A 14,971-nucleotide genomic window follows, 5' to 3' on the forward strand; every position below is an offset into this window, starting at 1 on the left:
CCGCGCCGGCTTCGTACGGCGCGCTACTCCCAGACCGTCGCCTTCACGCGCACATGCGGCTCGATGGGCACCCCGAGGACGACCTCCAAGTACGCCACGTGGCCCTCGTCGGTCGCCACGCAGTAACGCGTCCCCACCGTGGCGGCAACGGCCTGGCTGCTGCCGTACTTTGCCAGCGCGGCCCTGCATTCCGCGGGCGTCGCGGTGCGGAAGCCTTGGGACAGGCGAGCGACCTTCGTGGTCGGGCCCTCCGTAGCCAGTGACGGTGGGCGGGCGTCGAACAGCGCCACGAGATCGGCACCCGCGGCGGACGGCATCGCCATGGGAGGCCCGGCATCCAAGTCCAGGTACGACAGCCCGGGTTCCAGCACGAGTTCGGCGGATCCGATCGGGGTCTGGGGCGGTGTGTCGGCGGGTGGAGAGGTCCTCCGAGGAAGGTCGGGGACGGAACCACCGGGCGTCGCCGACAGCGTCCGCGAAGGCGTGCGCGCGGCGCCCGATGCGGCTTCGCCCGAGCCGCCGCCTCCACCGAACGACAGACCGCCGGCCGCCCAGATCGTCACCGCGATGCCGATGACCGGGATGACGATCCCGATCACCCACCAAGCCCACTTCGGCTGACCATGGCCGCCCACTCGATCCCCCGTCTGCCCGGTGCGCCGCTTGGAGCGTTCGCGACCCTAGCAAGCACCCATAGTCACGCGAAGACCTCGGCGCCAAGTTTTCGTCTCGATGTTCCTTGACTACCGATTCGGCCCGGCACGAGCCTCGTCCGGATCGGCCGAGGCGCGCGTCCCGGCGTAACGGCCGGCAGCTTGAAGCGGGGTACGGGCGTGCCTCGGCCGGAGCGTTGTGGGTCTCGGAGAAGGCCCGGACCTACTCAACGTTTCGAGTTCGAATCACTTCTGCAGGAACGAACGTGCCCGCGACGACGATTGGGCCCAGTGCGCTCGCCGGCCCAGCCGCACGTTCCGGCGGTGGTGATTTCGAAGTATGTGCGGGTAATCCCGATGCCGAGTCGCTTTGGTCGCTCCGTCTGGCGACACGCACCGAAGGCCGGTCGTGGTTCAGAGCGCCGGGTCGGCGGGTGCCCACGGCAGCCCCGGACGTCGGACGCGGCTCGACCCGAGCCTTCGGACGACACGACGGATCTTTACCGGGTAAAGATGCGCCGTCTTGCATGTGATGTACGCCCGATCTGAGTGCGCATGGGCGTGGATGGTCCCTCGAGGGCAGGCGGGGATGGCATAGTTCATGCCGCTCCGCTCTGCGGATGCACCGGGGAATTACACCAACCGTTGGGAAGTACCCGTGCCAAGAACTCATGTTGTCGTGAGCCAGAAGGGCGGCGTCGGCAAGTCGACGCTCGCCGTCAACCTCGCCGCGGTCACCGCGGACGTGCGCAAACCGCGCAAGGACGGGAGTTGCTCCGTACTCGTCGTCAGTTGCGATCCGCAGGGCTCGGCCCCGTGGTGGGCGGATCGGGTGGGCGAGAAGCTCCCGTTCCACTTCACCGAGGTGTTCGACGCCGACGTCATTCTGGGTCTGCGACACAACACCGACTACGACGACATCTTCATCGACACGCCGGGGTGGTTTCCCCCGGCGAACCCACAGCACCCCGAACGCCCTTGGGGCATCTCGGAGACGGCCGACATCCTGGAGGCGGTCTTCGAGGTCGCGGACCAGGTGATCGTGCCCATGGAATGTGAACCGCTGTGCTACATCCCGACGACGAACACGGTCGAGTTCGCGATCAAGCCCCGCGAACTCCCGTACACCGTCATCGTCAACAACTGGGATCCGCGCGACGGCGAGACTGATCGGGACGGCACGATCGACTTCATCGACGCGCACGGCTGGAACAGGGCCGAGACCGTCGTACGCCACTACAAGGTCCACGCCCGCGCTGCGGCCGACGGCCTGGTCGTCACCCAGTACCCGAAGAACCGCGTCTCCCTGGAGGCCGCACAGGACTTCTTCCGGCTGGGCATGGAACTGGGCCTCGGGGCCAAGCCCAAGGTCTCGCGCAAGAAGGCGAAGGCGGCCTGATGGGCAGTTCGAAGCGTGTGCAGTTGGGCGGACTCGCGCAGACCGCGCGTGACGACGCCGCGCGTTCCCGCGTGCTGGCCACCCTGCCACGAGTGCCCGCCCCGCTCGTCTCGGTGGCCCGGGCCGAAGGTCCGGATGCTCCCGCCGTCGGGGCGAGCCTCAAGGTCGCGCTGCGCGAGATCGCCTACAACCCGTTCAATCCACGCGAGGAACTCGGTGATGTCTCCGAACTGATGTCCTCCCTGGAGCAGATCGGCCAGGCCGCAGTTGCCACGCTCGTCACGAAGGACGCGTTCCTGGAGGTGTATCCGGACAAGGCCGCCGATCTGACCATCCACCCGGATCGGGCGGCGAGTCCTCAGGAAGCGTCCGCGATCAGGTACGTCGTCATGGACGGCAACCGGCGCAGGCGGGCCGTCGAGTTGTCCGGAGGATCGCACCTGGCGTGCGTCGTCGACGACGAACGCGTCCGCGACGACGTCACCGCCCGGGTGAGCGTCCTCGTCACGAGCGTCCAGCACAAGGACTTCGCGCCGTTGGAGCAGGCCCGCGCCCTCGAGGAGTTGCTGGCCACACTGGGCACGGCGTCGGCGGTGGCCAAGGTCTTGGGGCGGTCCGAGGGTTGGGTCTCGCAGCGTCGGGCCTTGCTCAAGCTGGTCCCCGAACTCCAGGAGCGACTGGCCACGAACGACGGCGTGTTCGGCGTGAAGCAGGCCCGGTCGATCGGCAACCTCCCCCCGGAGAAGCAGATCGCCGCGCTGGAGGATCTTTACCGGGTAAAGACGGAGGCCGCTCCGGTGAGCTTCCCTCCGTCGCCCACGGCATCGACCTCGCCCACGGCATCGACCTCGGCACCCGCACCTGAATCGGCTCCGAAGGCACCGGCCCAGCGGCAGCCGCCGCAGGAAATCGCCGATCTTCAACCGGTAGAGGCGGCCTCGCCGAGGATTCCCGGTGGGACGCCATCCGTCGCACGATCGTCGGCTGTGGTGATCCGGGTGTCCAGCCCGGCCGAGATGGCCGAGCAGTTGTGCCAGGTGTTGGAGCGTGAGGCCATAGAGGAACTGGCCTCGCTGCTGTTGGACTCCCTCACGAGCTGACCGCTCGGTTCGAGGTCTTTACCCGGTAAAGATCACGCTCGGCATGGCGGCCCGTCTTCCTGCGAGGCGGGCCGTTCGGCGTCCATGGGTCCTTGCGCGGTCATCGCGTCGGTGGTGCTCCCCGCGTCGGCGAAATCCACCGGCGGGGCACGGAGGCGAGATCCCCCGTTCCCAGATGGTGCAACGCGCACAGGATGAACGAGCGGCCGGTCGGCTGGAAGTCTCTGGCAGTCTTGATGGACCGGGGCGTCATGAGTCACATTTCCGACGCAGCGCCGGCCCGGTCAGCCCCCACATATCCCCGGCGCCGCCCTCGACAGCGACATCCGCTTCAGGGCCCCGGGCCGAGCGGCTGCCGCCCAGGAAGCCGCAGATCTTTACCCGGTAAAGAAGGCTTGGCCTGGTGTGAGTGGCGAGACATTGTCGAACGCGCCCCGAGCTTGCCTTGGCGGGGTGCCCGGTCCGACCGGAATGGCGGAGCAGCCGCACGTGCCGGGCGAAGGCTTCGTGGATGGAGCCGGCCAGGCTCTTCTTGGAGTTCCTCACGGCCTGACCGCCAGGTCGCCTTTACCCGGTAAAGGCGGGTGGGCGGTCTGCTTGTTCGCCGGAAAGGGAGCCGGTCTCGTGCCCTGCGGTGTGGATCTTTACCGGGTAAAGATGTCGGGTCGTGTCGGGTTCCTGTCGGGGGGCGACTCGCCGCCGACCCTCGTGAGTTGTCGTATCCGGGGGTCGGAGCGTCACACGTGGCGGGTCCCGTCGGGTCCGCCGCGCCGTGTCGGGTATCCGTGGCGCGCCACCGGCTCGATGTCGGGTGCGTGTCGGGGGACGCTTCACCCGACACGACGTTGGCGGCCTGGCGGGGATCCGTCATGTCCGGCTGCGATAGAGCGGCCGGCGCGTGTCGGGTGGTCGTGTCGGGCCGTCACACATCGGGCAGCGTTCGTATGTATCGCGGAGTCGCGCTGTCGGCCGCCGTGAGCGTTCCGGAAAGTTCCGACCGGTGTGTCCGGCGTTGCGGGAGAGCCGGCCCGGGGCGCGGGTTTTTCGGTCGTGAACCGAAACCGTGTCGGGTCGCGGGCCCTGTGTTCATTACGGGTCGAAGGAACAGGCGGGACTTCCGTGGTCGTGGCGTGGCGGGCCGCAGCGAAGCGGCGTGTCGGCCGGGTGATCCGACACCGACCCGACACGCCGACGCCGAATCGCCCAAGGTGGCCGTGGCGGGTGGAACGCTGCCCGACATGGGAAGGGTCCGACCCTGTCGGGTGGCGGCTCGATCCGTGGCGGGTGAATGAAGGCGTGTCGGGTCCTGGTCCATGCCGCAGCAAGGTCCGGAGAGGCAACAGGAACGGAATGCGCCCCCTCCATCCGACCAGATCGGCCGGTACCTTCCCGCACGCCGCGGACACGGCCGACCATTGCAGCAACGTCGTCTTGCCGCCGCCCGCATGCCCACGCAGCAACACTCGCGTACGGCCGATCAACGCTCGCTCTGCACGCTCGACCGCCATCGACGGTACGTGCTCCGCTTCGGCGCCGGCCCAGCGATCACGCCGGCGCCGACCCGGGCGTTCCTTTTGTGCCGTCGCCAACTCGAGACTCGGATAAGCCGCGTGCAACGGCCAAGTGGCCCGATGCATCCCACGCAGATCCAATCCGAACACCGTCAGGCTCGAGGGGCGGTTTGCGACGTATGCCGAGTACCGCTTCTCGAAAGCCCGTGCCGAAGACGCTTGCGGAGGTATCCGGGTCGGTAGAGGCCTCGGAAGACCGATTTGCTGCGAACTCCCGGCAAGCAGGTCGAGCAACGGTGCCGCGTCGGTGCGCAGCGCCCTCGCCAATGCCACGACCGTGGCCTCCGAGGGCACCGCCGCACCGTTCAGCGCTTGACTCACCGTCGTACGCCCCAGCCCGGAGCGCGCCCGCCTCTCCGCCGTCGGCACCACGATCTTCGGGTCGATGAACAGGCCCTCGGCGAGCTTCAGGAACGCCGCCGCGGACACCCTCCGGTTCAACCCATGGGCAAGCTCACTGTGCAGGGCCAGCCCGATGGCGAAGAGTTGCGAGACACCCTTTAGCGGAATGTCCGAAGACGGCAAACCCACACCAGGTGCATTGACCCGGGAGGTTGGTGACGCGGCTTGCGGGTGGGCGGCCCTTCCCGCGTCTCCCCGCACGCGGTGGCTCGGGCCTCGATCCTCGGGAGGCTGTGTGGGGTCTATGCACGGCGCGGTGAGCGTCGCAGGTGGGGGTGGACGTCCGGGTTCTTCCTGCCAAGGTACGGGCCGCCGTGGTCGCCGCCGCCGACGCCCGGTGGGCGAAGGTCTCGAACATCGCTGTGAAACGTGAGCCAGATGCCACGGTCTGGGTACGTGCCCGTGCACTCCCAGGGCTTCGGCGGGCCGGCCATCACGTAGGCGGGCACCGCCACGCTCATCAGGTCGACGCGGCCGACCCGGCTGTGCGGGAGGTATAGCACGAGCTCGGAGAGTCCTTCGGGACGCTCTTGGAGCAGCAGGTGGAGCAGGCGTTGCAGCGTGTCATCGTCGAGGTGCCGAGTCGGGACCGTCCCGAGCGCATGCCCGACGGACGGACCGTTGCGCAGGTGGGGCCAGCGGTTGCGGGGTGACCACAGCGCGGCTGCGGTCGCCAAGAGCACGGCCGCGGCCGCGTATCCCTGACACACTTCCTCGTCGGTGACGTCGGCCCGGTCCTGTCCGTCCAGTGGATCCGGGAGACCCGCGTGAACGATCGCCGCCTTCACGGTCGGCCGGTGAGCGGCCGAGGTCAGGGTCGCCGCACCCGGCCAGGCATCTGAGAGCCGTCTTGCCCGTGGAAGCCATTCACCTTCGGGCTGAAGTTGGTTCGCCGTGAGGTGTCCGCGGAGTCGGTCCAGGTACTCGGCTCGTGCCGTCGACACGACGCCTACTCGGATCGCCGTGCGATGGGACCATGGTCATCGCAATCGACCGACATGAATGCCCCCATCGGCTGCGGGGTTGCAAGTCTGACCTTCCCTCGGTCCGACATCGTCGAGGGTACGCCGTGAGGCCACCTCATGTCGGGAACTCTCGGGGCGTGCCGAGGGTGTATAGGTCCCGAGGGTGCGTACGTGTTTCGTGCACCACGGGTAGGGAGCGGCACACTCGCAGCGGCGGAACTCCCCGGCGTACGCTCGGTGGATCGCGGCGAAGAGGTAGATCGCGCGCAGGCCGGGGCCGGCGTTGACGACTCGGCCGCCGAGCCAGGCGCCCAGGGCGGCGGCGAGTTGGTAGGCGGAGGCGTTCACCGCCATGGCCAGGGTGGGTGCCCCGGCGGCGGTGGTCAGGAACCCTGGCCTGCATCCCGGGGACGATGGCGAAGCCCAGCGCGCCGAGGACGAAGACCAGGATGGCGGTGGGGGTCCTGGTCCCGCTGACCGCCCACAGGAGTACCAGGGTTGTCGAGAGCCCGGCGAGCAGGCCGAGTTGCGCGGCCATGGGCGCGCGGTCGGACAGTCGGCCGCCCAGGATGTTGCCGACGGCCGCCCCTACTCCGCAGGTCAGCAGCAGAATCGGCACGGTCGCCTCGGCGAACCCGGTGACATCGGTCATCAAGGATGTGATGAAATGAGCCGCGCCCACGCGGGGGCGTCACATCCAGCCCCCACAACAATCCACGCCCCTGCGTCGTCGCGAGCCATGCGAAAGCTCGGAGCACAGCGGGCAGGAGTACGCAGCCGTTTCCGCCGGCACACGCTCCCGTCGCGGCGACACGGCCGGCGGCGATGGCCGGAAGGGTCGCGTCGATGTGTGGCAGCGGAAGGCCTCCGAGAGCGTCGGCCGGCAGCCACGTCTCGTCGGGATCGAGCCCGCCGTATATGCCCGCGACGCAGTCGACCCTTGCCTGCCTCCAGGCGGTACCCCGGTTCTCCAGCCAGTCCAGCATCGTCCGGACGTCCTGGTCGTCTCCCGAAGAAGGGAGCGCTCTTGGCCGGGCGGCTCCGCGCAGGTCGGCTCACGGTCGACCATGCCACGCTCCGGCGTAGGGGAGTTCGCGTTCGCGATAGTCGAGTTCGGCGAGTTCGGCGAGCATGTCTCGGCCGAGAGCGCGGTACGCCATCGCGAGCAACTCCGCGGCGTGGCGCTCGCGGTCGGCGATGCGGCTGCGGCGTTCCGCACCGTCGTCGCTCACGAAGTGCAGATCACGCCCCAAGGCGAGCGCTTCGGCGGGGTCGCCGGCCGCGCATCGACGCTTCGCTTCGGCGACAAGGGCTTCCAAAGCTTGTTCGTCCCCGGTGAGGGCTGTGCGGATCCGCTCGGTCAGGGCGCGCTCCTCGCTCGCCCTCTGCGGTCCGCGGGCAAGTACGGTCTCACCGGTGACCAGCGCGCCCGCGCCGTCGAGGGTGGTGATTCGCGTCGTGTCGGCGCTGTGGTACCACTCCTCGGCGTGCGGATACGGCCGCAGTTCGTACTCGCGGCCAGTCTCCGGCCATTCGGCGGTCTCGTACTCCATCAGCGTCCGGCGAAGCAGCCAAAGCCGACGGCTCCTCTCCGGTTCATCGCCGTCGTCGTGCATGACACAGGTCTCGATCCGGTCGCGGACGACCTGCAACGGCGTGACGCCTCCGGGCAGGCCGAAGTCGGAGGCGTCCTTGGGGCTGTGCCCGACGACTCCAGCGCAGGTACGACCATCATCGAACCACAGCCCGTAGTGTTCACCGGGGTAGCCGCCCTCCAGAAAGATGAGGAACTCCGGCGGGTCCCAGTAGTAGCGCCGGTGCATGCGTGGGTCGCACTCGGCCGGGGACCAGTCCGGGTCGTCGAAGAAGTCCAGGATCCCGCAGGCGTTCAGATTCAGGTCCTGTTCGAACGTCTGCCGTTCCACCGGGCCCAGCGACAACAGGAACTCCCAGCACGTGAAGATCGAGTCGGGCAGTTCCACTCCCCATTCGTCGCGGAAACGCCGTTCGATCACCGGCCGGTCCTGCCGTACGCGCTCCGCAGCCGCGGCACGCAGCGCCGCGTGCCCCTCCGCCCGAGCGATGTTCGCTACCCACTCCCGGCGGGGACGCTCATCGGCCGCAGCCCGTGCGACGTACATGCGCTCCTGTGCCCGCTCCCACCGCGACGGTCCCAACGGGACGTCGTCGATCGCCGCCAAAAGCCTTTCCTCGGGCGTGTGATCCAGGCTGTCGTGGGCGCGACCATCTCTCGGTCCGGCGGTGTCCGGCAGCAAACGCGAAGGGTTCGCGCTGATGGCCGCCATCAACTCGGCTGCCGGCAGCCCCGCCAACCGCTGATCGAACGCGCCGAGCGCGTCGGCCTTGAGGGCATCCACGCGTTCCTTCACCTGCGTCTCGTGCGCCAGGAAAGCGTCCCATTCGGCGCTCGGGTCGTCGCCCGGCAGGTCGATGCGCTCCACGAAGAACGCAAAGATCTCTCTGTTCTCCAGGGTCTCGTGATCCCGTGCGATCTGGGTCCGCAATGTTCCCGCCAAATCGTCGATCGGCTTCACCTGTCGGTGATCCGTGATCACGATCTCGTCCTCGGCACGGGGACCGATGACCCGAACTCGCACTTCGCCATCGTCGATGTCGGCATCGGTGGCGTCGGCGTCGAGCACTTCGCCGACGAGTTCGCGGAAGCGGTAGTAGCCGGACCCGAACTCCGGCACGGACACCGTCACCCACTGCTGCATCATCGTCTCCGTTCCTGCTGGATCCGGCGTGTACTTGGATGGCCCCGGCCCAGGCTCTCGCCCTGTGGCCGGGGATCCCGGGCCGGCCCGTGTGCCTCGATGGCGCGGCAGGCTTCTCCCGAGTGGCCTGCCGCATTCTCTACCGTGTTGTGGTGGGGGAACCCGGCGGTGACAGCGCCGTGCGCCTATTGTCGAAACTGGATCAGGGCGTGCGTACCGCTGGTCCGCCAGTCTTCTCCGGAGGCGTTCAAGGAGGCCAAGGTCCGTTCGTGGATGCCGACCACGGCCTCGGACTCCAGGGTTCGCAGGGTCGCGACCGATGAGGGAAAGTACTCGACGGTCTCGGCGAACGGGGTGGTGGCGGGCCGGTGCACGTCGCCGACCAGGCGGCGGTAGTTGAGGTCGCCCTTGAGAATGGTCAGTGTCGACGACGCGAAGTCCCTGCGCAGGTCGTCGGGCATGTGCCTGTACGACAAGGGCGCGCAGGAGAACGGGTGCGCGCGGATCTCGAGACGACCGGACTCGATGGCGTGCCAGAGTCGGTCGCCGACGCGCGCCGCCTGTCCGGGGGCCCGGCGTAGTCGGCGCAGGCACGCGGGCACGTCCGACGTGGTCGCGTCCGAGACGTAGTACGGCTGCGGTTTGACGTGCAGGACGGCCTCGGTGGCGTGAGCCTCGTGGAGCAGATAGTCCAACAGGACCAGGTCGGCCAGGAGTTCTCGGCCCGCGTTGTCGGCGACCAGGCACACTCGATCGAGCGTCTGCTCGTCGAGGTGGGTCCACAGCGCGGCGCGGTCGTCGGCCACCACGAGCGAGTCCGCGTCGAGCACAAGGGCTTGACCCGCAGTGATCCGAAAACCGAGGTCGGCACGATTGCCCCATAGAGAGGCGGTGACCATCGCCTCCCGACGCTTCGCGGATGTGAGTTCGAAGAGCGCGTCCAGCCCCGCGAGTTCACTGTCGACCGTCGGGTCATGGAGTTCGGTGGTCTTGGCCGGGCCGAAGGGATCCAGCGCGTGCCACGGTCCGGCCTCGAAGTACCCGGTCGCGTCGAGGAGGCGGCGGTAGAAGTAGCTCTCCGCCCACAGGAACGGGGCGTCGGCCCATGGGCGGCCGACGTACCCCTCGCTCCAGCGTGCCCACACCGTGGCGTCGTGCGCACCCGGCCTCGGCGGTTCGATGGTCCCGGTGAGGGTCTCCTCGATCAGTGCCTCCAGCGCTTCCCATCGTTGTGGGGGGAGCGGAAGGTCTTCGCGCAACTGTCCGAGCAGTTCGGGGTGGCGATCGTGAAAAACGTTCCAGGCGAAGGACCCGGGTTCGTTGCACAGGATCGGTGACTGCGCCACGGGTATGGATCCCGGTCCGGGCGTCGGCACCGGCCCGGGGCCCGGGGCCGACTCCGGATGGCTATTCTCTGCGGCAGGCCGAGCGGATGGCTCGGTCATGACGCGTGGCCCTTCCGGACGACCGGTGCGGGTGACGACTTCGACGGCTTCGTGTCGAGCGGCCGCAGCGTGCACGGGGCCGCGGAGTGCACGGCCCGACGAGACCGACGTGTCACGACTGCCGGGTATACGTGTCCGCAGTGCCGAAACCCGCCTCTCGTGCAGGATGTCGGAGGGCAATACGGTACGGCGGTACTCGGACGCGGCGGTAGTCTGCCCGGCCCATTTCCGGTAGCCGTAGACCGCCGTTCCTCCGTGATAGTGGCCCGGGCGCGACTCTGTGCCGGCCAGGAGGAGGTTGGTGTCCTCCCCTGCGGGAAGCGCGGCCCAACCGCCCAGACTTGTCACCAACTCGGTGTCCCAGACGACGGCGGCGGCCGGAAAGGGGAGGAAACCGTTCGCCTGGTAGGCGTCGTACACCGTCCCCGGCCTTTGGCGTCCGGGTTGGAGGTAGTCGGGATACCGGACGTGCTTCGGGCCGACGATGTCCACGCCCTTGCCCGCCGACCAGGACACCTCGCTCCGGTGGGCGGCGCGTACGAGGACGTCCAGTCCGCCCGGCAGCCAGACGTCGTCCGCGTCGAGCACCGCCAACCACCGGGTGTCCACGGCCGCGAGGGCGGTTGTGCGTGCCATCGCCGCGCCGCCCGAGCGCCCGCTGGCCACGACGCGGACATGGGGTACGAGGCCTCGCAACGTGTCGGCCGCGGCCTTCAACTCCGAGGGAACGGCTTCGCCGTCGTAGCAGACGATCCACGTCAGGGAGGTCGTCTGCGCGGCCAACGACGCACCGGCCTCGGGAAGGAATCGCACGGCGGGCCGATGAACGGCCGTGATCACCGTGATTTCCGGCCGTGTGCCTGTCGTTGCGACCACGGTCCCCTGCAGGATTTCGAACGTATGCCATGCGGCGTGACTCGATGCGTGTCGCGTTGCGGCGACTCGATCGAACGTAGGCGGGTGTCGTCCCGGCGGGCCAGGAAAAAGGCGGCAGCTCCGGGCGCGCCGGTCACCGCAACGGTTCACCCGCTCGTGACGCTGCCCGGACCCGTTCATCCGCGCGCGGAACCGCTTTCGTCCGCTCGAACCACTCATGACGCGCGATGGCGGGGCGGCTCGGAACGCCGTTGCGTACAGAAGAGTTGTCGGCGGACACATCCACCGTGAGTACTTGGGAAGGCTGGTCTCCACCTGGCCGGCCGACCGCCACAATGCCGCGGACCTGGTCATCAGGGAACTGGAAGACCACGCACCTCGGTGAGACTCTCTTCGTCGACCTCCCACGTGACCCATCCGCCGAACCCCCCGCCGGCATGCTTTCCAGAACCACGTGCAAGACCTCATGTGCCGGCGGCTTCGTCTTGACCGGTGGCGTCCGCCGCAGCCTTGGTCGTACCGGCCGTCGCGGATCGATGGCACCCGTGCCAGGGACCGGCAACATCGACGGCGCGACGTGTGCCCGGTCGGTGGCGCGCCGAGTCGGCTGCGCGAGTCTGCTGGGTCGCCCGCCGGAAGTGGACCACGTCGCGTGTGGTGGTTGGCACCGGCACCATTGGCTATCGGTGCGGCACGGTGGTGAGGAAGTCCAGGACGAGGGGGCTTGCGGTGGTGCGGAATTCCTCGAAATAGGCGTGTCGTGCCCCGGGGATCAGGTGGAGGCGGGCGTCGGGGATGTGGGCTGCGAGCAGTGGCGCGTTGGCGGTGGGGTTGAGGAGGTCGTCGCTGCCGTGCACGACCAGGGTGGGTGCGACGATGTCGGGCAGGAGGTGCCACGCGTCGTGCCGGTTGCTGGCTGCCAGGTGGTGACGTCGGGCGTGCGGTGGCATGGTCGGGTCGCCGAGCGTTCGGTGGGGGCCGGGGTTGGCGGCGAGCCAGTCGGGGGTGTACATCAGGTCGAGCAGGGCTCGGCGTGCCGCGCCCGGATGCGGCTGCGCCAGTGATCTGCGTACCTCGTTGTCGCGTTCGACGCCGTGCCGTCCGCCGGGTGACGTGCAGCCCAGCACCAGGGCGCGCACGCGGTGCGCGTGGTGGGTCGCGAGGATCTGGGCCACGCGCCCGCCCATGGACGTACCGTAGACGTCGGCCCGGTCGACGCCGAGTTCGTCGAGCACCGCGATGACATCCCCGGCGAAGTCCTCGGTGCTGTAAGGGCGGTCGGGCTTGTCGCTCTCGCCCGTGCCGCGGTAGTCGATCGTGATCGTGCTGCGGGCGGTGTGGAAGTCGTCGCGTACCCCGTCCCACCAGTGATGGTTGTTCGACTGACCCGCGAGCAGGACGAGCGGAGTCCCCTCGCCTCGGACCTGATAGGCGATCCGGGTCCCGTCGGGCGCTGTGGCGTGTCCCATGGCTCTCTTCACTCCTGACGGGCGGGATGCGGCGTGTGTGGCGAGGGCGAGGGCACGGGATCGGCCGGTCTCGGTCGGTCCTCGGCCGGGTGGAGGCGTCCGTCGGCCGGACGCTGCGAGGACTGTAGGGCCTGAACGAGGTCGGTGCCGTGACGGTGGACACGCCCCGGGCGGGCGATGGCCGGCCGACAGACTGCTCGCCGTCGCCGTATGCGGTGGTATCAGGGCAGGTCTTGATGCCCGGATCAGTTTCCTGGGGGTCGGCGTCGGGGCCACAGGTTGCCTGTGATGCGCCGGCGCGGTCGGTTGGGTGGGGTCGCGTCGGCGTGAGCCGGGTATTGCGTGTGCTTCGGGGTCGCTGAGGGCCCGGGCGCCGGCTGCTCGACGGACGGTGTCGGAGCGGTGACCGGTGTCGGGACGCTCGGATCAACGGTGGTCATGCCGAACCGGCTGTGCACCGGCGCCGCGTGGGCGCGGAAGTGGGCCATGAGCGTGGCCAGTCGACTATCCCGTTTGTGGGTGAGGGTGAGCCTCAGGAGGAGTTCGGCCAGATCGTCGCGTTCCTGTGTCGTCCAGATCTGGTGGATGGTCAGGTATTCGTCCGGCGGGCGGTGTCGAGCGGCATGATCGACGGCGCGGCGGATCAGGGACTCGGTGTGGTGGGCGGCGGGGTCGAGGGCGGCCGTGCGCGCGGCGAAGACCTGAGGGGTCTGTGCGGTGAGTTCGGCGAGGGTGAGCGCGTCGATCGTCTCGTCGCCCCAGCCGGTGAGGATCTGGGTGAACCGGGCGGCGTCGTGGGGACTGCGGACGTGGTGGATCCGGGTGGTCATCGCCACGACGATGTCGGTGCCGCCGTCGATGCCTGCCTGGAGGATCAGTTGTGCGACGGCGGCCAGGGAGGTGGTCGAGGAGGTATGGATCAGGCGCAGGGCGGCTGCGTGGAGGGAGAAGTGGGGATGTCGGGCCACGCGGCGGATGAGAGTGGTGGCGCGACGGGAGGTGACAACGTGGGCGGGCTGGAACAGGGTTGCGATGTCGAACACTTCCTGGGGATCGCGGTGGCGGGCGAGTGTGTCGAGGATGTGTTCGGCGTTCTCGCGTGCACGGGAATCGTCGTGCTTGCCCAAGGTGTCCAGGAGTGGGGGGATGCGGGCGGGGGCTCGTTCGAGGGCCGCGCCGTCGAGGGCTGTCCGTCGCAGATTCGCGTGCCGGCGCAGGGCGTACAACAGGTCGGGGAGTGAGGTCGCCGAGCGGGTGGCGCCGGCCGCGTGGAATGCCGTGGTGGCGTCGCCCGCGCGTTCGGCACGGAGTAAATGGGTGCCAAGGTCCAGGAGTTGGGGTGGCGGGCGCCAGCGGCCGGCGAGTTGAAGGAGCGTGTGGGCGTCGTGGGCCTGGTCGCGTTCGCGGAGCAGGTCGACGAGGGCGACGAGCTGTTCGGGGGCTCGGAGTGCGGCGGCGTGCTGGAGGTAGATGCGGCGGATGTCCTCGCGATGTTCACGACGAGCCGCGTCCAGGACGCGTAGCAGGTCCTCGGGGTCGCGGGTCTGCGCGAGGGTGGTCATCACCAGGCGGTCGTCGCCGAAACGTGAGGATTCGCGGAGGGCTTCGACCAGCGGGCCGATCCGGCCGGGGGCGCCCCAGCGGGCCACGGCGATCAGGAGTTCCTCGGCCTTGTCCGGATGGGCGGCGACCGCGCGGAGTCTGCCGAGGAGACCGGGCCAGCGCATGGGCGGCACCTCGGTCACCAGGCGGCGGGTGAGGCTCTCGGTCAAGCGCTGGGTGCCCACGACCTGCGCGGCCACGTCTCGGAGCAGGTCGGGCGGTGCGGTTGAGCTGTCCCCGGACGGCTGTTGGTCGTCGCCGGGATCGGCCGCTTTCTCGCCGCCGAACATCCAGCGTACGAACGCGGCGTCGCGGCGGTTGTGAGCCGCAGGTTCGGCGGCGACGGTGGCCCGGGCCCGGGCGCGCAGGGCCTGCCAGTGTCCACGTGCGCGGGTGCGGCGCTCCAGGGCCACGGTCGGCGAGGTCGAGCAGATGTCGATGACGGCCTCGATGAAGTCCCAGCGCAGGGCGACGCCCGCCAGCCAGTCGGAGACGGTCGCGCGCCCGGGGCGTTCGCGATGGTCGACGAAGTGTTCGGGCTCGAGCCGCTCGCGCAGCTCGCTCTGGGTCAGCCCGGCCTCGTCCAACCACGCGCGCATCAATTCGGCGAGGACGTTGGCCTCGGCCGAATTACCCCGGAGATTTCCCCACGGTCTCCCTCGTCCCTTCCTCCCGGGCATGACCTGACCTCCCCGACCCGGTGGACGAACGCCCAGCTCACAGGCGCCCGTTCGGCTCTTGTCCGGGATTG

9 protein-coding genes are annotated in these 14,971 nt (G+C 69.1%); 2 read left to right on the top strand and 7 right to left on the bottom strand.

All coding sequences use genetic code 11. The features are described 5' to 3' along the window. Positions 1-23 precede the first annotated feature (23 nt). Positions 24-599 (bottom strand): hypothetical protein, encoded by a 576-nt coding sequence (locus tag ACWCPW_RS14520; RefSeq protein ID WP_449761855.1) that lies wholly within the window; start codon positions 597-599, stop codon positions 24-26. A gap of 733 nt (positions 600-1,332) precedes the next feature. On the opposite strand from ACWCPW_RS14520, the gene ACWCPW_RS14525 reads away from it, so the two are divergent. Both ACWCPW_RS14525 and ACWCPW_RS14530 read left to right on the top strand, forming a co-directional pair. Then, positions 1,333-2,052, top strand: coding sequence for a ParA family protein (locus tag ACWCPW_RS14525; RefSeq protein ID WP_449761856.1), 720 nt, complete (start codon positions 1,333-1,335; stop codon positions 2,050-2,052). Beyond that, positions 2,052-3,152, top strand: coding sequence for a hypothetical protein (locus tag ACWCPW_RS14530; protein ID WP_449761857.1), 1,101 nt, complete (start codon positions 2,052-2,054; stop codon positions 3,150-3,152). Before ACWCPW_RS14525 ends, ACWCPW_RS14530 begins: the two co-directional genes overlap by 1 nt. A gap of 830 nt (positions 3,153-3,982) precedes the next feature. On the opposite strand, the gene ACWCPW_RS14535 is transcribed toward ACWCPW_RS14530, so the two are convergent. The 6 genes from ACWCPW_RS14535 to ACWCPW_RS14560 all read right to left on the bottom strand — a co-directional run bounded on the left by ACWCPW_RS14535 (position 3,983) and on the right by ACWCPW_RS14560 (position 14,900). Continuing rightward, on the bottom strand, positions 3,983-4,789 hold the full coding sequence (locus tag ACWCPW_RS14535; protein ID WP_449761996.1) for an NACHT domain-containing protein: 807 nt from the start codon (positions 4,787-4,789) through the stop codon (positions 3,983-3,985). A gap of 578 nt (positions 4,790-5,367) precedes the next feature. Further along, a complete protein-coding gene (locus ACWCPW_RS14540) occupies positions 5,368-5,913 on the bottom strand; it encodes a hypothetical protein (protein ID WP_449761858.1) in 546 nt (181 codons plus the stop codon). A 1,232-nt stretch (positions 5,914-7,145) separates the two neighbouring features. Continuing rightward, a complete protein-coding gene (locus ACWCPW_RS14545; protein ID WP_449761859.1) occupies positions 7,146-8,828 on the bottom strand; it encodes a hypothetical protein in 1,683 nt (560 codons plus the stop codon). Between the two features lie 185 nt (positions 8,829-9,013). After that, positions 9,014-11,086 (bottom strand): ARMT1-like domain-containing protein, encoded by a 2,073-nt coding sequence (locus ACWCPW_RS14550; protein ID WP_449761860.1) that lies wholly within the window; start codon positions 11,084-11,086, stop codon positions 9,014-9,016. Positions 11,087-11,829: 743 nt separating this feature from the next. Continuing rightward, positions 11,830-12,618 carry an alpha/beta fold hydrolase gene (locus ACWCPW_RS14555; protein WP_449761861.1) on the bottom strand — a complete coding sequence of 263 codons (789 nt, stop codon included), beginning with the start codon at positions 12,616-12,618 and terminating at the stop codon, positions 11,830-11,832. A 245-nt stretch (positions 12,619-12,863) separates the two neighbouring features. After that, the gene (locus tag ACWCPW_RS14560) at positions 12,864-14,900 is read right to left on the bottom strand and encodes a hypothetical protein (RefSeq protein WP_449761862.1); all 2,037 of its coding nucleotides are present in this window, start codon (positions 14,898-14,900) and stop codon (positions 12,864-12,866) included. Positions 14,901-14,971: the final 71 nt, after the last annotated feature.

Source organism: Embleya sp. NPDC001921 (genome assembly GCF_053594475.1).